20 protein-coding genes and 2 riboswitches are annotated in these 24,195 nt (G+C 69.0%); of the genes, 13 read left to right on the top strand and 7 right to left on the bottom strand.

The features are described from left to right. The first annotated feature begins 15 nt into the window (after positions 1 to 15). Entirely contained in the window at positions 16 to 786 is a 771-nt protein-coding gene (locus HSO01S_RS08625) for a hypothetical protein (RefSeq protein ID WP_066040418.1), read from the top strand. A gap of 37 nt (positions 787 to 823) precedes the next feature. Here HSO01S_RS08625 and HSO01S_RS08620 read toward each other — a convergent pair whose 3' ends face one another. After that, on the bottom strand, positions 824 to 1,408 hold the full coding sequence (locus HSO01S_RS08620; RefSeq protein WP_066040415.1) for a carboxymuconolactone decarboxylase family protein: 585 nt from the start codon (positions 1,406 to 1,408) through the stop codon (positions 824 to 826). A gap of 39 nt (positions 1,409 to 1,447) precedes the next feature. Then, positions 1,448 to 2,488, bottom strand: coding sequence for a prolipoprotein diacylglyceryl transferase (lgt, locus tag HSO01S_RS08615; protein WP_066040413.1), 1,041 nt, complete (start codon positions 2,486 to 2,488; stop codon positions 1,448 to 1,450). Between the two features lie 263 nt (positions 2,489 to 2,751). Between lgt and HSO01S_RS08610 the strand changes: the two genes are divergently transcribed. From HSO01S_RS08610 to HSO01S_RS08580, 7 genes are all read left to right on the top strand, one after another. Next, positions 2,752 to 2,958 (top strand): cold-shock protein, encoded by a 207-nt coding sequence (locus tag HSO01S_RS08610; protein WP_066040411.1) that lies wholly within the window; start codon positions 2,752 to 2,754, stop codon positions 2,956 to 2,958. Positions 2,959 to 3,164: 206 nt separating this feature from the next. After that, positions 3,165 to 4,274: a fatty acid desaturase family protein gene (locus tag HSO01S_RS08605; protein ID WP_066040769.1), complete on the top strand. Its 1,110-nt coding sequence runs from the start codon at positions 3,165 to 3,167 to the stop codon at positions 4,272 to 4,274. Positions 4,275 to 4,360: 86 nt separating this feature from the next. Beyond that, on the top strand, positions 4,361 to 5,086 hold the full coding sequence (locus HSO01S_RS18705; protein ID WP_066040409.1) for a copper resistance CopC family protein: 726 nt from the start codon (positions 4,361 to 4,363) through the stop codon (positions 5,084 to 5,086). Positions 5,087 to 5,186: 100 nt separating this feature from the next. Then, positions 5,187 to 5,274, top strand: a riboswitch (glycine riboswitch). A gap of 1 nt (position 5,275) precedes the next feature. Beyond that, a riboswitch (glycine riboswitch) is annotated at positions 5,276 to 5,384 on the top strand. A gap of 68 nt (positions 5,385 to 5,452) precedes the next feature. After that, positions 5,453 to 6,625, top strand: coding sequence for a glycine cleavage system aminomethyltransferase GcvT (gene gcvT, locus HSO01S_RS08595; protein WP_066040407.1), 1,173 nt, complete (start codon positions 5,453 to 5,455; stop codon positions 6,623 to 6,625). A gap of 2 nt (positions 6,626 to 6,627) precedes the next feature. Further along, entirely contained in the window at positions 6,628 to 6,999 is a 372-nt protein-coding gene (gcvH, locus tag HSO01S_RS08590; RefSeq protein ID WP_066040406.1) for a glycine cleavage system protein GcvH, read from the top strand. A 7-nt stretch (positions 7,000 to 7,006) separates the two neighbouring features. Next, the gene (gene gcvP, locus HSO01S_RS08585) at positions 7,007 to 9,970 is read left to right on the top strand and encodes an aminomethyl-transferring glycine dehydrogenase (RefSeq protein ID WP_066040405.1); all 2,964 of its coding nucleotides are present in this window, start codon (positions 7,007 to 7,009) and stop codon (positions 9,968 to 9,970) included. Between the two features lie 78 nt (positions 9,971 to 10,048). Continuing rightward, the gene (locus HSO01S_RS08580) at positions 10,049 to 10,825 is read left to right on the top strand and encodes a pentapeptide repeat-containing protein (RefSeq protein WP_066040403.1); all 777 of its coding nucleotides are present in this window, start codon (positions 10,049 to 10,051) and stop codon (positions 10,823 to 10,825) included. A 52-nt stretch (positions 10,826 to 10,877) separates the two neighbouring features. On the opposite strand, the gene HSO01S_RS08575 is transcribed toward HSO01S_RS08580, so the two are convergent. After that, positions 10,878 to 11,654, bottom strand: coding sequence for a CPBP family intramembrane glutamic endopeptidase (locus tag HSO01S_RS08575; protein ID WP_066040401.1), 777 nt, complete (start codon positions 11,652 to 11,654; stop codon positions 10,878 to 10,880). A 199-nt stretch (positions 11,655 to 11,853) separates the two neighbouring features. Between HSO01S_RS08575 and HSO01S_RS08570 the strand changes: the two genes are divergently transcribed. The 5 genes from HSO01S_RS08570 to typA all read left to right on the top strand — a co-directional run bounded on the left by HSO01S_RS08570 (position 11,854) and on the right by typA (position 19,235). After that, the gene (locus HSO01S_RS08570) at positions 11,854 to 13,467 is read left to right on the top strand and encodes a peptide ABC transporter substrate-binding protein (RefSeq protein ID WP_066040399.1); all 1,614 of its coding nucleotides are present in this window, start codon (positions 11,854 to 11,856) and stop codon (positions 13,465 to 13,467) included. Positions 13,468 to 13,573: 106 nt separating this feature from the next. Continuing rightward, on the top strand, positions 13,574 to 14,503 hold the full coding sequence (locus tag HSO01S_RS08565; protein WP_066040396.1) for an ABC transporter permease: 930 nt from the start codon (positions 13,574 to 13,576) through the stop codon (positions 14,501 to 14,503). After that, the gene (locus HSO01S_RS08560) at positions 14,493 to 15,443 is read left to right on the top strand and encodes an ABC transporter permease (protein ID WP_066040393.1); all 951 of its coding nucleotides are present in this window, start codon (positions 14,493 to 14,495) and stop codon (positions 15,441 to 15,443) included. The genes HSO01S_RS08565 and HSO01S_RS08560 overlap by 11 nt, the downstream gene beginning before the upstream one ends. Beyond that, positions 15,440 to 17,230, top strand: a complete 1,791-nt coding sequence (locus HSO01S_RS08555; RefSeq protein WP_066040391.1) for a dipeptide ABC transporter ATP-binding protein — start codon at positions 15,440 to 15,442, stop codon at positions 17,228 to 17,230. The genes HSO01S_RS08560 and HSO01S_RS08555 overlap by 4 nt, the downstream gene beginning before the upstream one ends. Positions 17,231 to 17,327: 97 nt before the next feature. Beyond that, on the top strand, positions 17,328 to 19,235 hold the full coding sequence (gene typA, locus HSO01S_RS08550; RefSeq protein ID WP_066040388.1) for a translational GTPase TypA: 1,908 nt from the start codon (positions 17,328 to 17,330) through the stop codon (positions 19,233 to 19,235). Between the two features lie 103 nt (positions 19,236 to 19,338). On the opposite strand, the gene HSO01S_RS08545 is transcribed toward typA, so the two are convergent. From HSO01S_RS08545 to efeU, 4 genes are read right to left on the bottom strand one after another with little or no spacing between them, the layout of a single operon-like run. Next, positions 19,339 to 20,712, bottom strand: a complete 1,374-nt coding sequence (locus tag HSO01S_RS08545; RefSeq protein ID WP_066040386.1) for an MFS transporter — start codon at positions 20,710 to 20,712, stop codon at positions 19,339 to 19,341. A gap of 22 nt (positions 20,713 to 20,734) precedes the next feature. Further along, complete coding sequence (gene efeB / locus HSO01S_RS08540) at positions 20,735 to 22,033, bottom strand: iron uptake transporter deferrochelatase/peroxidase subunit (protein WP_066040384.1); 1,299 nt, start codon at positions 22,031 to 22,033, stop codon at positions 20,735 to 20,737. A gap of 28 nt (positions 22,034 to 22,061) precedes the next feature. Next, complete coding sequence (gene efeO / locus HSO01S_RS08535; RefSeq protein WP_066040382.1) at positions 22,062 to 23,267, bottom strand: iron uptake system protein EfeO; 1,206 nt, start codon at positions 23,265 to 23,267, stop codon at positions 22,062 to 22,064. Positions 23,268 to 23,274: 7 nt separating this feature from the next. Then, positions 23,275 to 24,144, bottom strand: a complete 870-nt coding sequence (gene efeU, locus HSO01S_RS08530) for an iron uptake transporter permease EfeU (RefSeq protein WP_066040767.1) — start codon at positions 24,142 to 24,144, stop codon at positions 23,275 to 23,277. Between the last annotated feature and the right edge of the window lie 51 nt (positions 24,145 to 24,195).

Genomic DNA, 24,195 nt, shown 5'->3' with positions numbered 1-24,195 from the left:
ATCGGGGGAGTCCGGATGAACATGATCACCGTCGTCAAGAACGGCCGGCTGAACCCCGACGTGCGGCTCTGGACGGGCATCGCCGCCATCGCGGTCGCCGCACTCACCGCATCCGAGTTCCTCGTGCAGGTGCTGCTGGTCGGCGCGCGACCCGCTCTCGACGACCAGGCGGCGCTCGAGGCGTTCATGGCCCGGACGGCCAACCAGACACTCTTCACGATCCTGATCGACACCTTCCTGATGTCGGCGCTGATCGTGTTCCTCAGCGGGTTCCGCCAGCTGATCACCCACACCCGCCCCGACCTGCAGTGGGTCGCCAACATCGCGTTCGGGTCGGGACTGGTCTTCATCGCCGTCACCCTCGTCGGCGACGGGATGGAGGGCGGCACCGCGCTCGACACGATGAACCTGACACCGGATGCGTCGTCCCTGCGCGCGCTGACCGCCGGCCACACCCTCATGTTCGGCTCGATCGGCTGCACGCTGACCGCCCTCGTCGCCGCCGCCTCCGGCTACGTGACGCTCGCTTCGGGCGCCCTCCCGGCCTGGACCGGCTGGGTCGCCTACGTCGTCGCCGGACTCAACATGCTCGCGATCCCGACGATGTTCGGCGGCACCAGCCCCGACTCGTTCTTCGCCGCCGGGGGAGCGGCCAACGCCATGCTCGCGACCTTCCCGTGGCTGGTCTGGGTGGTCTGCGTCGGCTTCGTGGCCATCCGCGACCGGCGGCGGCTCGAAGATCTCCCCGAGCACGTCCGCACCGCGGCGACCCGCCTCGCCGGCTGACGGCGCAGGCGGGACGGAACCACAACCCAATGGGCGCTCAGCGCCCGCCGTCGATGCCCTCGAGCAATGCCCGCTGCAGGTCCACGCTGAGGTCGGGCGCAGCATCCACCTCGACCGACAGCGCCTGCAGCGCCGAGCTGTAGTACCGACGCACGGCCGCGGCCAGGGTGATGTCGACGATCTCGCGATCACTGAAACCGAGCTCCCTCAGTTCTCGCGAGTCGTCATCCGTCATCGACGCCGGGTCGACGGCGACCTTCTCGGCGAACGCCATCATCGCGATCTCGGCGGCGCTCAGCGCGGTCGCCGTCGCCGGATCGCGGGCGATGGCGATCAGGTCACCCTCGTCGAAGACGCCGAGCGACTTCCGGCCGTGCGCGAGCCGGCAATGCACCGAGCCCATGCCGCGGGCCGCGGCGAGGGTGACGAGCTCGTACCGGCGCAGGTCCATCGAGGCCGTGATGGCGCGCACGAGGTTCTCGAACGCGACCATGGCCTCGGGGTTGACCGCCATCACGCGGGTGTGGCTCGCCACCGAACCGAGCGACTTCAGGTCGCTGTCATAGAGCTCGGCGACGAGACCGCTCGCCTCGGACTCCGGGATGGTAGAGATGATCGCCATGCTGCACCGCCTTCGCGCTCGCGTGCGACCATGCTCCCACTAGCGAGGCGTGGAGGACAGCTCCTCGTCGGTCCAGCGCTCGTTCCCCGAGCCGGCCGAGCCAGCCGAGCCAGCCGAGCCGGCCGCGCCGTCCGACTCAGCACCGTCGACCTCGTCCGCATCCGTCGTCGTCGCGCCGCCCTTGTTCTTCGTGCGCGGCTCGATCACCCGCGGGCTGCGGCCCGGCCGGTACACCGAGATCTCGACCCCGGGGTGACGACGGCTCTGCACGACGAACAGGATGATGCCGAGCGCGATCGCGACGAACGACGCCCAGATGTTGGCGGGAATCCCGAGGAAGCCGTCGCTGGTCGGGTCGATGCGGATCGCCTCGAGCCAGGAGCGGCCGAGGCCGTACCAGATGAGGTACAGCGCGAAGACCTTGCCCCAGCGCAGGCGGAAACGACGCTCGATCAGCAGCAGGAGGGCGACACCCACCAGGTTCCAGATGATCTCGTAGAGGAACAGCGGGTGGAACAGCGTGCCGTCGGCGAGGCCGGCCGGGAACTTCGCGTTCGTCGACTCGATCTCCAGGCCCCACGGCAGCGTCGTCGGCAGGCCGAAGAGCTCGTGGTTGAAGTAGTTGCCCACGCGGCCGATCGCCTGCGCCACGAGCATCGCCGGGGCGAGCGCGTCGGCGAACGACCAGAGGCGGATGCCCGTGATGCGGCAGCCGATCCAGGCGCCGATCGCGCCACCGATCAGCGAGCCGTAGAGGGCGTTGCCGCCATCCCAGATCGCGAAGATGTTCCAGAAGTTCGACCCCGGGTAGAAGTAGTCGCCCACGTGCGTGAACACGTGATAGAACCGGGCCCCGACGATCCCGAGGGGCACCGCGAACAGCACGATGTCGATCACGATGCCCGGCTCGCCGCCGCGCTTGGTCAGCCGCTGGTTGACCATGATCATCGCGACGATGATGCCGACCAGGATGATGAGCGCGTAGATGTGGATCTCGAACGGGCCGATTCCGAAGAAGGGGCCGATCGGGAAGACCTGGAAGACCGGGTCGGGGCTCGGGATGCTGAGCGGACTGATGATCGACGACCTTTCAGGCGGGCGGGCAGGATCGCCCGGAAGAGGGCAGCACGATGAATTCTAAAGCTTCGCCGCAGTTCTTGTAGCCGATCGGGCCCGGCACGGCTAAGCTGTTCGTAGTTGTTGTGTTACCCATGAATCTTGAATAGGGTCTTTCGCCCCGTGATCCACGTCGGCGAAGGCTTGTTTTTCTGAGGAGCGGAACAAAGTGCACCGCGACGGTAGGCCCCGACAGGCGGGGCCGCTTACCTCGAAAAGAGAAAACAATGCCTCAAGGCACCGTGAAATGGTTCAACTCCGAAAAGGGCTTCGGCTTCATCTCCCCCGATGACGGTGGAGAAGACGTGTTCGCCCACCACTCCGGCATCACCGGTTCGGGCTACAAGAACCTCGAAGAGAACCAGCGCGTCGAGTTCGACGTCACGCAGGGCCGCAAGGGCCTGCAGGCGGAGAACATCACGCCCATCAGCTGATAACGCTGTTCCCGAGAACCCGCGACACCGCTTCGGTGCCGCGGGTTCTTGCTTTTCCGGCGTGTTGCGAGTCGCTCCCGGGCCAATGCGCAGGTTCGGCACGTAGGTTCAAGACATCTGATCGGGCATCGCCCATCACAACGGGCACTCGCCCGGCACCGCGGCTGGGAAGTCGAACACGACACCAGTGAGCAGGCCCAGTGAGCATCACCCACTCCACCTCCCCTGAGAACACCCGCGTGAGGGCGACCTCGCCCCGCAAGACCGGAGCAGCGCACCCCACGGCCGCGTACTCCGAGCTCCTCGCCACGGCGAAGGACATGGGCTTGATGCGCAAGCGTCGCGGCTTCTACATCGGCATGTTCTCCGTGCTCGTCCTCGCCCTCGGCGGAGCGGCCACCGGGTTCGTGCTGCTCGGGGACACCTGGTACCAGCTGCTGATCGCCGGGGCTCTCGGCATCATCTTCACGCAGTTCGCCTTCCTCGCCCACGAGGCCTCGCACCGCCAGGTCTTCGAGTCCGGCAAGGCCAACGACCGCGCCGGCCGCACCCTCGCGACCGCCTTCGTCGGCATGAGCTACGCCTGGTGGATGACGAAGCACACCCGTCATCACGGCAACCCGAACACCGTCGGCAAAGACCCCGACATCGCGCCCGACACCGTCGTCTTCCTCGAGGAGGATGCGGCCAAGACGCGTGGGCCGGTCGCCTGGCTCGTCCGTCGCCAGGGCTGGGCGCTGTACCCGCTGCTCCTGCTCGAGGGCATCAACCTGCACTTCCTCTCCTTCAAGACGCTCTTCGGTCGTGGCAAGGTCGAGGGCCGTCAGGTCGAGCTCTGGTTCATCGGCGTCCGTCTGGTCGCCTACCTGGCCGTGATCTTCTACTTCCTGCCGCTCGGGATGGCGTTCGCCTTCGTCGGTGTGCAGCTGGCCGTCTTCGGTCTGTACATGGGTGCATCCTTCGCTCCGAACCACGTGGGCATGGCGATCTTCCCCGCCGGCTCGCGCCTGGACTTCCTCTCGAAGCAGGTGCTCTCCTCCCGCAACATCAAGGGCGGCTGGGGCATGACGATCTTCATGGGCGGCCTCGACCTGCAGGTCGAGCACCACCTCTTCCCGAGCATGCCGCGCCCCAACCTGGTGAAGGTGCGCCCCGTGGTCGAGGAGTACTGCGCCACCCACAAGATCCCCTACACGCAGACGTCGCTGCTCGAGGCGCACAAGCAGGTCATCGCGTACATGAACAAGGTCGGCCTCGCCGCTCCGGATCCCTTCGACTGCCCGATGGTCAACCAGTTCCGCGTGAAGCGGGCCTGACCACCACGCATTCGGGCGCGCTGAACGCACTCGACGACGGCCCCGTCCCTGCCCATCGGCAGGGGTGGGGCCGTTATCGTTGGGGGGTGAGACTCCGCACCCCGATCGCCCTGGCCGCCACCGCCGTCGCCGCGCTGGCCCTGCTCGCCCCCGCGCTCGCCGCCTCGGCCCACGACTCGCTCTCCGGATCGACGCCGGCAGCCGACGCCTCGATCACCGCCGACCCGGGCGCCGTGAGCCTGCAGTTCAGCGACGACCTCCTGGCGATCGGCTCGGACACGAACGGTTTCGCGGTCGAGGTGGTCGACAGCGAGGGCATGCACTACGAGTCCGGGTGCGTCACCATCGACGGAACATCGGTCTCCGCTCCCGTCGCCCTGGGCGATGCGGGCGGCTACGTCGTGCTCTGGCAGGTCGTCTCCTCCGACGGCCACCCCACCTCCGGCCAGTACGACTTCGACTACGAGCCCACCGATCTCTTCGGAGCGGGGGAGGGCCTCACCTCCTCGCCCGTCTGCGGCGACGCCTGGGCGGGCGCCCCGGACGGGGCAACGACGCCCGCCGCGACCCCGGCGACCGCGAATCTGGCGACGACGACTCCCGCCACGCCGGCTCCGGATGCGGCGGCCGCCGACGAGACCACCCTCGCCACCGAGACGGCCGGCCCGGTCACCGGCGACCTGCAGACCCCGGCCGAGGGACTGCCGTGGCCCGTCGTCGTGCTGCTCGCCCTCGTCGGGGCCGGCGTGCTCGCGGCCATCGTGGTGCTCGTCATCCGGCGCGGCCGGAACGGCGGCGGCTACGGCGGCTGAAGCGAAGCTGCGGCCGAGGTGACGGGCACGGCGGCGGGCCAGGCGCATCCTGAGCCGCTATGCTCGAACCCGTAGCATCCAACTGAATACCGCCGGCCACTAGGTCGACGCGGGAGAGCCGGCTCGGCCGGCACCGAAGGAGCAATCCTCCCCGATAATCTCTCAGGTCCTCGTACCGCGTCGAACTGGCCACTCTGGAAAGCAGTCGCGGCATTGACAGCGGCTCGCCCACGGTGAAAGCCCCTCCGAGCTGCGACTCGGCGGTGGTGAATCTCTCAGGCACGATGACAGAGGGGGAGTTCTCACGAGCGCGATCGCGCTCCGTCCTCCGCGAGCCCCGGCTCCGCGACGAAACCGGAGAACTCCTTGACCGACGTCGATTCCCCTTCCGCTCCCCGCTACTCGCCGCTGCACGCCGTGCACGAGGCCGCGGGCGCATCCTTCACCGACTTCGCCGGTTGGCAGATGCCGGTGCGCTACTCCAGCGACCTCGCCGAGCACCACGCCGTGCGCACCGCCGCCGGGCTGTTCGACCTCTCGCACATGGCCGAGTTCGACGTGACCGGCGCGGAGGCGGCCGCCTTCCTCGACCACGCCCTCGCCGGCCGGCTCTCGGCGACCTCGATCGGGCAGGCCAAGTACTCGCTCCTCCTCGCTCCCGAGGGCGGCATCATCGACGACGTGGTGGTCTACCGCCGCGGTGACGAGCACTTCCTGGTCGTGGCCAACGCCTCGAACCGCGCTCCCGTGGCCGCGGCCCTCACCGAACGCGCCGACGGCTTCGATGTGACCCTCGACGACGTGAGCGACGACCTCGCCCTGGTCGCCGTGCAGGGGCCCGCCGCCCGCGGAATCCTGGAGCGCACCGACGGCTTCGAGGCCCCTGACCTGGCCGACCTCGGCTACTACCGGTCGGCCGATGCGGTGTTCCAGGGCGAGCCGGCGCTGCTGGCCCGCACCGGGTACACCGGCGAGGACGGCTTCGAGATCTACCTCGCGCCCGAGCGGGCCACCGACTTCTGGAACGCCGTGAGCGCGGCCGGGGCAGGCGACGGACTCGTGCCCGCCGGGCTCGCGAGCCGCGACACGCTCCGCCTCGAGGCGGGGATGCCCCTGTACGGCCACGAGCTCTGGCTCGAGACCCAGCCGGTGCAGGCAGGTCTCGGGCGGGTGCCGGTGATGGCGAAGGAGTCCTTCGTCGGCCGGGACGCCCTCGAGCGGGGCCCCGGAGCCGGAGCACCCGTGCTCGTGGGCCTCGTCGGCGAGGGCCGCCGCGCCGCCCGCGCGGGGTACCAGATCTTCGCGCCCGTCGGTGAAGCAGCCGACGAAGCCGCCGGCGAAAGCACCGGAGAAGACGCCGCCCCCATCGGCCTCGTCACCAGCGGCGCCCTCTCGCCCACGCTCGGCCATCCGATCGCGATGGCCTACGTCGATCCCGCCTACGCCGAGCCGGGCACCGAGCTCACCGTCGACATCCGGGGCACCCGCCTCGCCTACCGCACCACCGCCCTCCCGTTCTACCGCCGGAAGAAGGACTGACCATGCCAGACCAGAACGAACTGCGCTACACCGCCGAGCACGAGTGGGTGCTCGTCGAGGGCACGGTCGCCACGATCGGCATCACGGCCTACGCCGCCGCCCAGCTGGGTGACATCGTCTACCTCGACCTGCCGGATGCGGGCACCGAGATCGCCGGCGGCGCCGTCGTCGGCGAGATCGAGTCGACGAAGTCGGTCGGTGAGCTGTTCGCGCCGGTCGACGGCACCGTGCTGGAGAAGAACAGTGCGGTCGAGGATGCGCCCGAGCTCGTGAACTCCGACCCGCTCGGCGCGGGCTGGCTGCTCAAGGTGGAGTTCAGCGAGCTTCCCGAGCTGCTCTCGCTCGCCGAGTACGACGCCCTGATCGGGGGCTGACCGGCTGATGACCGATCTCACCGAGCGCTCCGAACGACTCTCCACCCGCGCCGCGGGTTCGGCCGGCGACCTCTTCGCCGCCCGCCACATCGGCACCGACTCCGCCGCCCAGGCACGGATGCTCGAGACCGTCGACTACTCCAGCGTCGCCGAGCTGATGCGGGCGGCCGTGCCGACCGCCATCCAGTTCGACCGCTCGCTCGCCGACTCGCTCGTGCCGCCGGCGGCGACCGAGCGTGAGGCGGTCGATGAGCTGCGCGCGCTAGCCGGCCAGAACCGTGTCTCCACCTCCTACCTCGGCCTCGGCTACTACGACACCGTCACCCCCGCGGTGATCAAGCGGAACGTGCTCGAGAACCCGAGCTGGTACACGGCCTACACGCCGTACCAGCCCGAGATCTCGCAGGGCCGCCTCGAGGCACTGATCAACTTCCAGACCATGGTCGCCGACCTCACCGGCCTCGCCACGGCGAACGCCTCGATGCTCGACGAGTCGACCGCGGCCGTGGAGGGGATGCTGCTGGCCCGGCGGGCCTCGAAGTCCCGCTCCGCGCGCTTCCTGGTGGATGCGGACGCCTTCCCGCAGACCAAGTCGCTCCTCCGCTCCCGCGCCGAGGCCGTCGGCATCGAGATCGTGGAGGTCGCGCTCGACTCGGTCGACCATCCCGCGGCGCACGCGCATCCGCTCGACGACGCGTTCGGCGTCTTCATCCAGTACCCCGGCGCCTCGGGCCGGGTCTGGAACCCGGGCGAGGTCATCGACATCGTGCACCGGGCCGGCGGGATCGCGGTCGTTGCGGCCGACCTTCTGGCCATGTCCCTGATCACCTCGCCCGGCGAGCTCGGCGCCGACGTCGCGGTCGGCACCTCGCAGCGCTTCGGCGTGCCGATGGGCTTCGGTGGTCCGCACGCCGGCTACCTGGCGGTGCGCGCGGGCCTCGAGCGCCAGCTCCCCGGCCGCCTGGTCGGCGTGAGCGTGGATGCGGCGGGCCACCCCGCCTACCGCCTCAGCCTGCAGGCGCGCGAGCAGCACATCCGCCGCGAGAAGGCGACCTCGAACATCTGCACCGCTCAGGTGCTGCTCGCCGTGATGGCCGGCATGTACGCGGTCTACCACGGCCCCGAGGGGCTCCGCGAGATCGCGACGCGCGTCAACACGACCGCCCGAGCTCTGGCGGGCAGCCTCACGGCCGCGGGCCACCAGGTCGTGCACCCGGACTTCTTCGACACGATCCAGGTGCGGGTGCCCGGCCGCGCGGTCTCGTTGGTCGAGCACGCCCACGACAGCGGGATCCTGCTGCGCCTGGTCGACGAGGACACGGTCGCCGTGTCGGTCGACGAGACGACCACGGATGCCGCCCTGCTGGCCCTCGCCGTGGTCTTCGACGCGGCCGACTCCGCTGTCTCCGGCACCACGGTGGGCGACCTCGCCGGGGAGCTCGCGCCCAGCATCCCGGACTCCCTCGTGCGCACCAGCGAGTACCTCACCCACCCGGTCTTCAACACGCACCGCTCGGAGACGAGCATGATGCGCTACCTCAAGCGGCTCGCCGACTTCGACTACGCGCTGGACCGCGGGATGATCCCGCTCGGCTCCTGCACGATGAAGCTCAATGCAGCCAGCGAGATGGAGGCCGTGACCTGGCGGGAGTTCGCGGGCATCCACCCGTTCGCGCCGAAGGACGACGTCGAGGGCTATCTCGGCATGATCCGGCAGCTCGAGCGCTGGCTGGCCGACGTCACCGGCTACGACTCGGTCTCGCTGCAGCCGAACGCCGGCAGCCAGGGCGAGCTCGCCGGGCTCCTCGCGATCCGGGGCTACCACCGCTCCCGCGAGGACTTCGAGCGCACGGTCTGCCTGATCCCCTCGAGCGCCCACGGCACGAACGCCGCCTCCGCGGTGCTCGCCGGGATGCGCGTGGTCGTGGTGGCCTGCGACGAGCTCGGCAACGTGGATCTCGACGATCTCCGGGCGAAGATCGAGCAGCACGCCGACCAGCTCGCCGCCCTCATGATCACCTACCCGTCGACCCACGGCGTGTACGAGCACGAGGTCGCCGAGATCTGCCGGCTCGTGCACGAGGCCGGCGGCCAGGTCTACGTCGACGGCGCCAACCTGAACGCGCTGCTGGGCTTCGCGCGCTTCGGCGACTTCGGCGGCGACGTGTCGCACCTCAACCTGCACAAGACCTTCTGCATCCCGCACGGCGGCGGCGGACCGGGCGTCGGACCGGTCGCGGCGAAGGCCCACCTGGCTCCATTCCTGCCGGGGCATATGTTCGCGCAGGAGGACGAGCACCTGATGGTCGACGGCTCGACGGTCGTGCACGGCGGCGGCGCGGTTTCCGCCGCGCCCTACGGCAGCCCCAGCATCCTCCCGATCAGCTGGGCCTACGTGCGCATGATGGGGCTCGAAGGGCTCGCCGACGCCACGGCGGCCGCGGTGCTCGCGGCCAACTACGTCGCGCGGCGCCTGGCCGAGCACTACCCGGTGCTCTACACGGGCGAGAACGGGCTGGTCGCGCACGAGTGCATCCTCGACCTCCGGGCGATCACGGTCGCCTCGGGCGTGAGCGTCGACGACGTGGCGAAGCGCCTCGTCGACTACGGCTTCCACGCCCCGACCATGAGCTTCCCGGTCGCGGGCACGCTCATGGTCGAGCCGACCGAGAGCGAGGATCTCGCCGAGCTCGACCGGTTCATCGACGCGATGATCGGCATCAAGCACGAGATCGACGCCGTCGCGGCGGGGGAGTGGCCGGTCGACGACAACCCGCTGCGGAACGCCCCGCACACCGCGCAGTCGGTGATCGAGGGCGACTGGGAGCACCCGTACGACCGCGAGCGGGCCGTCTACCCGGTGCACTCGCTGATCCGCGGCAAGTACTGGCCCCCCGTGCGCCGCATCGATCAGGCCTACGGCGACCGCAACCTGGTCTGCGCCTGCCCGCCGCCCGAAGCCTTCGAGTGATCGGGAGCGCACGACGGGTTGATGCCGCCGTGCGCTCTCGTCTGAAGATCGACAGCCGTCTTTGGTAGGGTTCACGCCATGCCTCGACGCCTGCGCTCCGCCCGCATCCGCCTTGCGATCGGGGCCCTCGCCGGCCTCGCCTTGACCGCCGTGGTGGCGGCCCCGGCGATGGCCGACCCGGTCTTCGCCGAGGGCGACTGCGTGGTCTACCGGCTGACCGAGGGCGGCCCGGGCGGCGCGCAGTGCCCCGGCGCCGATCTCAGCGGCACCCGCTTCGGAGAGGGCGACTTCCGGAACGCGAACCTCACCGGGGCGACCTTCGCCGGCGGCGACGTCCAGGGCGCGGTCTTCCAGGGCGCCACCCTCGACGGGGCCGACTTCTCCGGTACCCGCATCGTCGGCGCCGACTTCAGTGGGTCGAGCATCCTCCCCGCCACCCTCGAGCTGACCGCGGACGCGAGCGGAACGGCCCCGGTGCCGATCGACGCGAAGCTCCCGAACGGTCTGACCCTGGACGGCTGCTCGATCGCCGGCGCCCCGATCGAATCGGGCCAGCCCTTCCCAATCGGCACATCGAACATCCTCTGCACCCTGTCGACCTCGTTCAGCGGCGCGGGAGGCTCGACGGCCACGGCAGTCCTGACCGCGGTGGTCACGGCGTCGGCCACCGCCACCCCGACGGCGACCCCGTTGTTCACCCCGGTGGCCCCGACGGATCCAGCGACCGCTGCGGCGGCGCAGGGCACGGACAGCACGCCGAACTGGCTGATGATCGGCGGGTTCATCGGGGGAGGGCTCGTCGTCGTGCTCGGCATCGGCGCGCTCGTGCTCTCGAACCGCCGCACCCGCTCCTAGCGCGGGCCGCGCATCCCGCACCCGCTCCTGGCGCGGGCCGCGCATCCGGCCCCTAGCCGAACAGCGCGGGGAAGCTCGTCACGGCCCAGGCGTACCCGACGAACGACGCGATGTCGATGATCCAGTGCGCGATCACCAGCGGCATCGTGCGGCCCCAGCGCCAGTAGCACCAGCCGAAGACCACGCCCATCACCACGTTGCCGAAGAACGGGCCGATGCCCTGGTAGAGGTGATAGCTGCCGCGGAGCACCGCCGCCGAGCCGATGATCGTCCACTTCGACCAGCCGAGCTGGCGCAGCCGGGTGAAGAGGTAGCCGACCACGATCAGCTCCTCCTGCAGCGCCGCCCGCAGGGCCGCGAGGATGAGGATGGGCGTGGTCCACCAGTAGGTGTCCAGCGGCGCGGGCACCACGTCGACCGTGATCCCGGCCGCGCGCCCCACGAAGTACAGGGCGATCCCCGGCACCCCGATCACGAGCACGAGGAGGAGGCCCCGTCCCAGGTCGCGCGTGGGCTGGCGGAGGTCGAACCCGATGCGCCGGAACGGGTTGCCTCCCGAGATCGCGAGCAGGTAGAAGACCAGCGCCACCGGCACCAGATCGAAGAAGATCGCCAGCAGCTGGTAGGTCAGGTCGAGCCACTCCCGGTCGCTCAACGACCCGTTCAGGGTGGCGGTCTGATCGGCCAGGGCCGTGCCTGCCGTCAGCCGTGCGATGATGCTGATGACGGAATAGACCGCGGATGCGCCGAGCGAGACACCGAGGACGATACCGATCTCGGTGAACAGCCTCCGGCGCCTGATCTGGGGCCACTCACTGGGTCGGTTCACGACTTCACTTTCTTGCGTAGCACGCCGCTTTTCAACAACATCTGTCGGAACCACACAATGAATCTTCAGAGATAGTTTCGTGTATGTAACTTTTTCTGGCCGAGTTTGCTCTGACCCGGACCCCCACTTAGGGTACTTCCTTAGGTCTCGCCCCTCATGAGGGGGAGTGCGCCTGCCCCCATTCTGCACAGGAGGAAAATTGAACAAGAGACGGTACGGCGTCGGCGCGATCGCGCTGATCGCCGCGAGTGCACTCGCACTCGCCGGCTGCGCCAGCGGCAGCTCGACCACGACATCCGGCGACTCTGCCGCCGTGATCTCGGTGAACGGTTCCGAGCCCCAGAACCCGCTGGTCCCCACCAACACCAACGAGACCGGCGGCGGAAAGATCCTCGACTCGCTCTTCGCGGGCCTGGTCTACTACGACGCCACCGGCGCCGTCCAGAACGACGTCGCGGACAGCATCACCACCGATGACGCGCAGACGTACACGATCAAGATCAAGAGCGGCCAGAAGTTCTCCGACGGAGAAGACCTCACCGCCAAGAACTTCGTCGACACCTGGAACTACGGGGCGAACGCGGCCAACACGCAGCTCAACCAGTCCTGGTTCAACATCATCGAGGGCTTCGACGAGAAGAACCCGGTCGAGTCGCTCAGCGGCCTGAAGGTCGTCGACGACACCACCTTCACGGTCACCCTGACCGAGCCCCTCTCCGACTTCCCGATCCGTCTGGGCTACTCGGCGTACTACCCGCTGCCCGAGAAGGCCTTCGAGGACATGGAGGCCTACGGCCAGAACCCGATCGGAAACGGCCCGTACAAGTTCGCCTCCGACACCGCCTGGGCTCACAACGAGAAGCTCGACCTGGTCGTCAACGACACCTACGACGGTGGTCGCAAGGCGCAGAACGGTGGCGTGACCTACAAGTTCTACTCCAGCGAGGACGCGGCTTACGCCGACCTCCTGGGTGGCAACCTCGACGTGCTGGACTCGGTGCCCGCCTCGGCGTACGCCAACTTCCAGTCCGACCTCGGTGACCGCGCTGTGAACCAGCCCGCCGCCATCTTCCAGTCGTTCACCATCCCCACGAACCTCGCGCACTTCAGCGGCGACGAGGGCAAGCTCCGCCGCGCGGCGCTGTCGATGGCGATCAACCGCGACGAGATCACCGACGTGATCTTCGAGGGCACCCGCACCCCGGCCTCCGACTTCACCTCCCCGGTGATCGACGGCTGGAGCGACTCGCTCGAGGGCGCCGACGTGCTGAAGTACAACCCCGACGAGGCGAAGAAGCTGTGGGCCCAGGCCGACGCCATCTCGCCCTGGAGCGGTTCCTTCCAGATCGGCTACAACTCCGACAGCTCGCACCAGGTCTGGGTCGACGCCGTGTCGAACAGCATCAAGAACGTGCTCGGCATCGACGCGTCCGGTGCGCCGTACCCGACCTTCGCCGAGTTCCGCACCGCGGTGACCGGCAAGACGATCACCACCGCGTTCCGCACGGGATGGCAGGCCGACTACCCCGGTCTGTACAACTTCCTGCAGCCGCTCTACCAGACCGGCGCCTCCTCGAACGACGGCGACTACTCCAGCGCCGACTTCGACGCCCAGCTCCAGAAGGGCGCCACGGCGACCGACACCGGCGCGGCGAACGATGAGTTCAGCAAGGCTCAGGACATCCTCCTGAAGGACCTGCCGGCGATCCCGCTGTGGTACTCGAACGTGACCGGTGGTTACGGCGAGTCCGTCAGCAACGTGCAGTTCGGCTGGAACTCGCAGCCGCTGTACTACGAGATCACCAAGAGCTAGTTCTCGCTCGAGCGGGGGCGGCAGCTACCGGCTGCCGCCCCCGCTTCATGTCTTAGATCCGAGTGGCCCTTCTCGCCCCCTAGTTCCGATTGGTACGGTCTGTTTCGTGGCCGGATACATCCTCAGGCGTCTTCTGCAAGCGGTTCCCGTCTTGCTGGGAACGACGTTCCTCATCTACTTCATGGTCTTCGCGATGCCCGGAGACCCTCTGCTCGCCCTCTTCGGCGACAAAGCGCCCGACCCGGCGCTCCTCGAGCGGCTGCGTGAGCAGTACCACCTCGACCAGCCGTTCATCGTGCAGTACTTCCTGTACCTCGGCGGCATCTTCCACGGCGACTTCGGTACCTCGTTCTCGGGTGAGCCGGTCTCGGCCATCCTGGTGCGCACCTTCCCCGTCACCATCCGGCTGGCGATCATGGCGCTCATCATCGAGTTCGTCGGCGGTGTCCTGATCGGCCTCATCTCGGGTCTGCGGAAGGGGAAGCTCTTCGATGCATCGGCGCTCGTGGTCAGCCTCATCTTCATCTCGCTGCCCATCTTCGTCATCGCCTTCGTCGCGCAGTTCGTCTTCGGCATCCAACTCGGCTGGGTGAAGACGACGGTTTCGGCGGGTGCGCCCATCCAGGACCTGATCCTCCCGGCCTTCGTGCTGGCGTCGATCACCTTCGCCCAACTCATCAGGCTCACCCGTGCCTCGGTGATCGAGACCGAGCAGCTCGACTTCGTGCGCACCGCGTACAGCAAGGGCCTGAGCCGCCGGCGGATCATCCCCGTGCACATCCTCCGCAACTCGCTGATCCCGGTCGTCACCTACGCGGCCACCGACTTCGGCGTGCTCCTGGTCGGCGCGACCGTCACGGAGGGCATCTTCAACGTGCCCGGTGTCGGCCGCACGCTCTACCAGGCGATCGTGCAGGGCCAGGGCCCGACCGTCGTCTCCTTCGTCACCGTGATGGTGCTCATCTACCTGGTGGTCAACCTCGTCGTCGACCTCCTGTACGGCCTTCTCGACCCGAGGATCCGCTATGTCAAATAACCCCAACACCTCAACGCACTACGTCGCGCCCCTGGAGGAGACCCCTCTCGTCGCGATCGACGCGGTCAACGTGGGGGAGCGCAAGAGCAACCTCTGGATCGACGCCTGGCGCGACATGCGCCGCCGGCCGATGTTCTGGATCTCGGCGGCGATCATCCTGCTGGTGCTCATCGTCGCGTTCTTCCCGACCCTGTTCACCCAGGTCCCGCCGAACGACGACTGCCAGCTGTCCAACAGCAACGGCGGCCCGACCGGCGAGCACATCCTCGGCTTCACCAAACAGGGCTGCGACGTGTTCTCGCGGTTGATCCACGGCACGTCGACCTCGCTCTCGGTGGGCCTGATCGTGACCGTCCTGACCACCGTCCTCGGCATCCTGTTCGGTGCCTTCGCCGGGTTCTACGGCGGCTGGCTCGACTCGGTGCTCTCCCGCGCCGGCGACATCTTCTTCTCGATCCCCTACATCCTGGCCGCCGTGGTCATCATGTCGGTCTTCTCGGCCTACCGGAACGTGTTCGTCATCTCGCTCGCCATCGGCATCTTCGCCTGGCCCGCCACCGCGCGCGTGCTCCGAGCGGAGATCCTGCGCGTCAAGCAGTCGGACTACGTGATGGCCGCGCGGGCGCTCGGGGTCTCGAACTTCAAGATCCTGCTGCGGCACGTGCTGCCGAACTCGATCGCCCCCGTGATCGTGGTCACCACGATCTCGCTCGGTGCGGCGATCGTCGCGGAGGCGACCCTGTCGTTCCTGGGTGTCGGTCTGCCGAACTCCACCATGTCCTGGGGCAATGACATCAGCGCGGCGCAGATCGACCTGCGCACCGCGCCCCAGACCCTGATCTATCCGTCACTCGCGCTCTCGATCACCGTCCTCGCCTTCATCATGATGGGTGAGGTCATCCGAGACGCACTCGACCCGAAGGCGAGGGCCCAGCGATGAGCGACCCCACCCGTGAGAACCTCCCGCAGGGCGCGGGCGCCCAGGAGCCGCTGCTCGAGATCAAGGACCTGCAGGTCGGGTTCCAGACCACCGGCGGCATGGTCACGGCCGTCCGCGGCGTGGACATCACCCTGATGCCGGGCCAGACGCTGGCCATCGTCGGCGAGTCCGGCTCGGGCAAGTCGACGACGGCCGCGGCCATCATCAACCTGCTTCCGGGCTCCGGCCGCATCACCGGCGGCTCGATCCGCTTCAACGGCGAGGAGCTGACGAAGTACTCCCCGCGCCAGATGGAGGAGATCCGCGGCCGCCAGATCGGCTTCGTGCCGCAGGACCCGATGTCGAACCTCAACCCGGTGTGGAGCGTCGGCTTCCAGGTCGAGGAGACCATTCGCGCCAACGGCATCGCCTCCGGCCGCAAGGCCGTGCGCGAGCACGCCGTCCAGGTGCTCCGCGAGGCCGGGCTTCAGGATGCGGACAAGCGGCTGAAGCAGTTCCCGCACCAGTTCTCCGGCGGCATGCGCCAGCGCGTGCTGATCGGCATCGGACTCTCCTCGCGCCCGAAGCTCCTGATCGCGGACGAGCCGACCTCGGCGCTGGACGTGACCGTGCAGCGGCGCATCCTGGACCACCTCGAGACCCTGACCCGCGACATCGGCACGGCCGTGCTGTTCATCACGCACGACCTCGGCCTCGCCGCCGAGCGCGCCGAGCAGCTCGTCGTGATGTACAAGGGCAAGATCGTCGAGTCGGGTCCGTCGAAGGAGATCCTCGAGAACCCGCAGCACCCGTACACGCAGCGTCTGGTGGCGGCGGCTCCGAGCCTCGCCTCGCGTCGCATCCAGTCGGCCACGGCCGAGACCGCGCACCACGCGCTCGGCGACCTCGAGTACGCGCCGACCAAGGTGACCGAGGGTCTCGACCTGATCGCCGCGGCCGAGCAGCGGCTCGAGCACATCCCGGCCCCGGCCGGCGACGGCCCGCGCCGCCCGGACGCGATCGTGGTGAAGGACCTGACGAAGATCTACAAGCTGCGCGGCCAGAAGAAGGGCGCGGCGAACACGATCACCGCCTCCGACAAGGTCTCGTTCGCGGTCGAGAAGGGCACCACGACCGCTCTCGTGGGCGAGTCCGGTTCGGGCAAGTCGACCGTGGCGAAGATGATCCTCCGCCTCGAAGACCCGACCTCGGGCGCGATCATGATCGACGGCGTCGACGTGGCACCGCTGAAGGGCAAGGGTCTGCTCGACCTGCGCCGCCGGATGCAGCCCGTCTTCCAGGACCCGTACGGCTCGCTCAACCCGCTCCGCAACATCGGCAACACGATCGGCGAGCCGCTGCAGATCCACGGGGTCGGCGACCGCACGGCGCGCCGGGACCGCGTGCTCGAGCTGCTCGACCAGGTGGCACTGCCGCAGACGCTGATCACGCGCTATCCCAGCGAACTCTCGGGTGGCCAGCGGCAGCGTGTCGCGATCGCGCGGGCGCTCGCGCTGAAGCCGGACATCGTCGTCCTCGACGAGGCCGTCTCGGCGCTGGACGTGCTCGTGCAGGCCCAGATCCTGAAGCTCCTGGCCGATCTGCAGTCCGAACTCGAGCTCACGTACCTGTTCATCACCCACGACCTGGCGGTCGTCCGGGTGATCGCGGACAACGTCTGCGTGATGCAGCAGGGACGCATCGTCGAGGCGGCTACGACCGATCAGGTCTTCGACAGCCCGCAGGAGCAATATACTAAGGAGTTGCTGAACGCCATTCCGGGCGCTGGAATCACCCTGGGCGTTTAGCGATTCCGGGCCACGTCGCCCATCAACTTCGCTCTCACGAGCCCGCAGGGGTGGCTGTGCCACCGGGTCCGGGTTCACGAACCCTGAGGATTCACCCATGGCACAAGCCACCCGCGATGACCTGCGCAATGTCGCGATCGTCGCCCACGTCGACCACGGCAAGACGACCCTCGTCGACGCCATGCTCACGCAGACCAACTCCTTCGACGCGCACTTCGACGCCGACGACCGGATGATGGACTCCAACGACCTGGAGCGTGAGAAGGGCATCACGATCCTCGCCAAGAACACGGCGATCTCGTACAACGGAAAGCACGCCGACGGCAAGCCGATCACGATCAACGTGATCGACACCCCCGGTCACGCCGACTTCGGTGGAGAGGTCGAGCGCGGCCTGTCCATGGTCGACGGCGTCGTGCTGCTCGTCGACGCCTCCGAGGGCCCGCTCCCGCAGACCCGCTTCGTGCTCCGCAAGGCGCTCGAGGCGAAGCTGCCCGTCATCCTGCTGGTCAACAAGACCGACCGCCCGGATGCGCGGATCGACGAGGTCGTGGGCGAGTCCCAGGACCTGCTGCTCGGCCTCGCCTCGGACATGGCCGACGACGTGCCGGACCTCGACCTCGACGCCATCCTCGACGTGCCCGTCGTCTACGCGTCCGGCCGCAACGGCGCCGCGAGCCTGAACAAGCCCGAGAACGGCACGCTGCCCGACAACGACGACCTCGAGCCGCTGTTCGGCGCGATCCTGGAGCACATCCCGGCTCCCGTCTACGACGACGAGGCGCCTCTCCAGGCCCACGTCACGAACCTCGACTCCTCGCCGTTCCTCGGCCGCCTCGCCCTCCTCCGTGTCTTCAACGGCACGATCAAGAAGGGTCAGCAGGTCGCCTGGGTCAAGCACGACGGCACCGTTCACCAGCAGCGCATCAGCGAGCTGCTCAAGACGGTGGCCCTCACCCGCGTGCCCACCGACAGCGCCGGCCCCGGTGACATCGTCGCCATCGCCGGCATCGAGGACATCACGATCGGCGAGACCATCGCCGACCCCGAGGACGTCCGCCCGCTGCCGGCCATCACGGTCGACGACCCCGCGATCTCGATGACCATCGGCACCAACACCTCGCCCCTGGTGGGCAAGGTCAAGGGCCACAAGCTCACCGCCCGCATGGTCAAGGACCGCCTCGACCGCGAGCTGATCGGTAACGTGTCGCTCCGCGTCGTCGACATCGGAAACCCCGCCGCCTGGGAGGTCCAGGGCCGTGGAGAGCTCGCGCTCGCCATCCTGGTCGAGAACATGCGCCGCGAGGGCTACGAGCTCACCGTCGGCAAGCCCCAGGTGGTCACCCGCCAGGTCGACGGCAAGACGCACGAGCCCTACGAGCACCTGACGATCGACGCTCCCGAGGAGTACCTCGGCGCGATCACGCAGCTGCTCGCCGCCCGCAAGGGCCGCATGGAGAACATGGCGAACCACGGCACCGGCTGGGTGCGCATGGAGTTCATCGTGCCCTCGCGCGGTCTGATCGGCTTCCGCACCGAGTTCCTCACCATCACCCGCGGTACGGGCATCGCCAACGCGATCTCGCACGGCTACGGCGAGTGGGCCGGTGCGATCGTCACCCGCAACAACGGCTCGATCGTCGCCGACCGCTCCGGCGTGGTCACCCCGTTCGCCATCATCGCGCTCCAGGAGCGCATGACCTTCTTCGTGAACCCCACCGAAGAGGTCTACGAGGGCATGGTCATCGGCGAGAACTCGCGCGCCGACGACATGGACGTGAACATCACCAAGGAGAAGAAGCTGACCAACATGCGTCAGTCGACCTCCGACACCTTCGAGTCGATGACGCCGTCGCGTCAGCTCTCGCTCGAGGAGTGCCTCGAGTTCGCCCGCGAGGACGAGTGCGTCGAGGTCACGCCCGAGATCGTGCGCATCCGCAAGGTCGAGCTCGACCAGAACGCGCGTGCCCGCAAGACGGCGAACCTCAAGCGCGCCAACCAGTAGTCGCAAGGTACGTGCAACGGCCGGTCGCCCTTCGGGGTGGCCGGCCGTTCTGCGTCTAGCGGTTCAGCAGATGAGCAGCTCAGCGGCCCTGCGGATCAGCGACTCAACGGGGGAGGCGGGTGCTCGTCAGCAGAGCGGATGCGGCGAGCACCGCGCCGAGCAGGAACACCGCGCCGAACGCGGCCGGCGCCCCCGCCGCTCCCAGTGTCTGGAACAGGACCCCGGCGATCGCCAGGGCCATGGCCGGCCCGCCGGCATCCGCGATGTTGAGGGCGGCGCTGTTAAAGCCCTGGTTCTCGGGCGTGGAGCCGCCGAGCACGAGCACGGAGAGGCGCGGGTAGGCCAGGCCCATGCCGGTGCCCGAGATCGCCCAGCCCGCGATCGCGACCCAGGCGGGCAGGGAGGCCAGCGCGGTGACGAGCACGACCGCGACGGCGAGCACGACGCCCACGATGCCGAGCCGTACGCTCAGGCGGCTGCTCAGGCGTCCGCCGAGCCGGCCCTGCACGATCGAGGCGGCACCCCAGAAGACGCCGCTCACCGTGAGAGCGAGGCCGGCGACCGCCGGGCTCAGCCCGCGCTCGGAGGTGAGCAGGTAGGGCAGGTAGATCTCGGCCGAGAAGTAGCCGCCCGCGAGCAGGAGCTTGGTCAGGATGACGCTCGGCAGGCCCGCGGCCGCGCGGAGCGTGCCCCTCGGGGTGAGCGGGCGGAGGGCCAGGATCGCGACGGCGAAGGCGACGACGGCCAGCACGTAGACGAGTGCGCCGTCGAGCTCGGTCGAGACACTCAGCGCCAGGACGGCGACCGCGAGCAGCAGGGCCCACAGGATGCGGCCGATCCGCCAGGGCGAGCGGTCGGTCGCCTCGGTCGCGGTCGCGCGCAGGTGCTTCATCGCGGGTGCGACCATGGCCGCGGCGGGCAGGATGAGGATGGCGACGCCGAGGAAGACCCAGCGCCAGCCGACCGTCTCGCCGACGACTCCGGCGACGAACGGGCCGACGAGTGCGGGGATGACCCAGGCGGCCGAGAACAGGCCGAACACGCGCGGCTGCATCACCGCGGGGTAGACCCGGGCCACGATCACGTAGAGGGCGACGGTGGTGCCGCCGCTGCCGAGGCCCTGGATCAGGCGCCCGGCGACCACCGCCTCCATCGACGGGGCGAAACCGGCCACGACGAGTCCGGCGAGGAAGAAGGCGATCGCGATCACGAGCGGCGTCCGCGGCCCGGTGGCGTCGCACCAGAGACCCGCGATCACCATGCCGAGCACCGAGGCGGCCAGCGGCGCCGCGAAGGCGGCCGCGTAGAGGGCCGCGCCATCCAGCTCGGCGCTGATCACCGGCATCACGGTGGTGACGGCGAGGTTCTCGAACGCCGCGACGAAGACCAGCACCACCGAGCCCAGGGTGATCAGGCGGTAGCGGGCCGCGAAGAGGCTCGCTGGCGCGGGGCTCGCGGGCGCGGAGCTCTCAGGCACCCTGCTCTCAGGCACGCAGCTGTCAGGCACCGAGCAGGGTCTCGCCGACGTAACCGCCCTGCCGGGCGCCCGGGGGAACCGCGAAGATGCCCGATCCGACGTGACGCAGGTACTCGTTCATCGCGTCGTTCTTGGCCAGGTTCATCTGGATCGGGATGAACTGGGTGCGCGGGTCGCGCTGGTAGGCGATGAAGAACAGGCCGGCGTTGAGGCGGCCCAGGTCGTCGTTGCCGTCGACGAAGTTGTAGCCGCGGCGCAGCAGCTGCGCGCCGGCATTCTGGTCGGGATGCGCGAGGCGCACGTGCGAGTCCTTCGCGATCAGCGGGGCACCGCCCTGACCGGTCGCGGCGAAGTCCGGTGCCGTGAACTCGGTGCCGCCCGAGTACGGGGCTCCCTCGCCCTTGGTGCGGCCGACGATCGCCTCCTGGTCGTGCAGCGAGGTGCGGTCCCAGGTCTCGATCGTCATGCGGATCTTGCGGGCGACGAGGTACGAGCCGCCCGCCATCCAGTCGGCGCCGTCGGCGGAGGCGGCCCAGACCTGGTCGGCCACCACGTCGGACTGCTCGGCCCTGATGTTCGCCGTGCCGTCCTTGAAGCCGAAGAGGTTGCGCGGGGTGGCCTGCGCCGTGGTCGTCGAGCTGGTGCGGCCGAAGCCGAGCTGCGACCAGCGGATGGAGGCGCGGCCGAACGCGATCCGGGAAAGATTGCGGATGGCGTGCACGGCGACCTGCGGGTCGTCGCTGCAGGCCTGGATGCAGAGATCGCCGCCTGTCAGCCCCTCGGTGAGCATGTCGGCCGGGAAGTGGGGGAGATCCACCAGCGCGGGCGGGCGCTTGCCGGCCAGCCCGAACCGGTCGGTGCCGTCGGCGGCGGTGAAGAGGGTCGGCCCGAAGCCGATCGTGATCGTGAGACCGGATGCCGGGAGGCCGAGCGCCTCACCGGTGTCCTGCGGGGGAGCCGTGTACGGCCCGTTGACGGCCCCGAACTCGCCCACCGGTGACCCGGCGGTCATCAGGGCCGCGGCGGCGCTCCAGTCCTGCAGCAGGCCGATCAGCTCGTCGCGGGTGACGTCGGCGAGGTCGTAGCTGGCGAAGTGCAGCCTGTCCTGCGCCGGCGTGGTGATGCCGGACTGGTGATCGCCGAAGAACGGGTAGACCGCGCCGTTCTCCTGCGCCGACGCCGACTGCGGCAGCACGAACCGGTCGAGACCGATGCCGCCCGCGAGTCCCGCCCCGGCGCCGACGACGCCGGCCCCGGCGAGTCCGAGCAATCCCCGTCGGGAGATGCCGCGGGACTGCCGGGCCGGTTCGTCGTTCACCATGCTTCCCACTGTACGGGCGCGCTCCAGGTCAGCCGACGAGAGTGGCCGTGAGCTGGCTGAGAGGCTCGCTCAGGGCGCTCACGCCGTCGGCCAGCTGCTTGACCTGCTCGGTGCTGAGCTCGTTGTAATAGGTGAAGCCGCTCTCGAGCGAGCCGTACTGCGCGAGGGTCTTCTCGAGCGAGTCGAAGCGCTCGTCGATCGTCTTCACGAGCTCGGGATCCTTCGTCTCGACGATGTCGCGGACGCCCTCGTAGGCGACACGGGCGCCCTCGAGGTTGGCCTGGAAGTCCCAGAGGTCGGTGTGCGACCAGATCTCCTCCTCGCCGGTGATCTTGCCGCTCGCGACCTCTTCGAGCAGGCCGATGGCACCGTTGGAGATCGCGTCGATCGTCACGGTGTAGTCGCTGGCGTTGACCGCCTCGTAGAGCGACTGCGTGTCGGCGACGAGCTTGTCGCCGTAGTAGCTGCGCTCGTCGGCGGTCAGCGGCACGTACTCGGCCCCGCCGTTGTCGGCGGCGGCCGGCGGGAAGAGGTCCTTCTCGATGCGGTGCCAGCCGGTCCACTCGTCCTCGGCCGGGACGTCCGCCTCGCGGAAGTCGATGGCCGGGTCGAGGTCGCCGAACGACTCGGCGACCGGCTCGATCCGCTCGTAGCTGGCGCGGGTGGTGGCGTACAGCTCGGCCGCGGTCTTGCCGTCGGGCGAGGGGGTGTCGGACTCGAAGGCGTCGACGAAGGTCTTGGTGCCGGTGACGAGCTGACCCACCTGGTCCTTCACGTAGGCCACGTAGTTGACCGCCGCCTGGTCGACCTGCTCCTGCTGGTCGCCGGCGAGCTGCACCTTGTCGCCGCTCACGGTGAAGGCGGCGCGGCCGATGCCGTCGCCGACCATGCCTGGCTTGCAGACGGTGAAGTAGTCGCCGGGCTGGGCCTGCACGACGAGGTCACGGGAGATGCCGGGGCCGACGTTCTCGACCTCGCCGACGATGCGGAGACCGTCGTCGGCGAGCAGGTAGAACTCGGTGACCTGGTCGCCGGAGTTCGTGACCGAGAAGGTGAGCGTGCCGCTGTTTGCGCTGGTGGAGCTGACCGAGCAGTCGGTGGACGAGCTGTCGACCGTGATCGCACCGGCCGCATCCGTCGACGCGGGGTTGTTCGGCACGCACCCGGCGAGGGTGAGCAGCGCGATCGCCGCGGTGGCGGTGACCAGGACCGGCTTCTTCAGTGTGAGGTTCATCTGTCTCCTAGCTGTGGGCGGTGCGGGCGGCGGCCGGTGCAGGGGAGACCGCCGCCGTCTTCGTGCGGCGCGCGGATCCCCGGCGCACCGCGCGGAGGAAGAGGGCCATGGTGGGGATGAAGTAGAGGAGCCACACGGTCATCTCGAGCCAGGTCGTGGCCGGCGAGAAGTTGATCGTGCCCTTGAGCAGCGTGCCGTACCAGCTGTCCGGCGGCACGATCGCGCTCACGTCGAAGGCGAGGCTGTTGAGGCCCGGCAGGATGCCGGCCTCCTGCAGGTCGTGCACGCCGTAGGAGAGCACTCCCGCGGCGACCAGGATGAGGAAGCCGCCCGACCAGGCGAAGAACTTCGACAGGTTGATCCGCACGAGGCCGCGGTAGATGAGGTACCCGAGTACGACGGCGGTCAGGATGCCCAGGGCCGCGCCGGCCAACGGGTACGTCGTCTCGCCGGTCGCCTGCACGGCGGCCCAGATGAACAGGGCGGTCTCGATGCCCTCGCGGCCGACGGCGAGGAAGGCCACGAGCACGAGCCCCCAGCCGGCCCCGACCAGCGCCTTGTCGACGTCGGACTGCAGGGTGCCTTTGAGGTTCTGGGAGGTGCGCAGCATCCAGAACACCATCCAGGTGACGAAGCCGGTCGCGACGATGGAGAGCGAGCCGCCGATGGCCTCCTGGGCCTCGAAGCTCAGCCCGTACGTGCCGAACGTGAGCACGGCGCCGAGCCCGAGGGCGACCAGGACGGCGAGGCCGACCCCGATCCAGAGCCGCACGAGCACGTCCTTGCGCTCGATCTTGCGGACATAGGCGACGAGGATGCCGACGACGAGCGCGGCCTCGAGGCCTTCGCGCAGACCGATCAGATAGTTCGCGAGCACGGGCACCTGTTCTTCGGATGGGAGTGCAGTGCGCCGTGAGGTGTGGACTGC

Source organism: Herbiconiux solani NBRC 106740 (genome assembly GCF_001571005.1).
GTDB lineage: Bacteria > Actinomycetota > Actinomycetes > Actinomycetales > Microbacteriaceae > Herbiconiux > Herbiconiux solani.
This window is presented reverse-complemented; position numbering and strand designations above follow the sequence as displayed.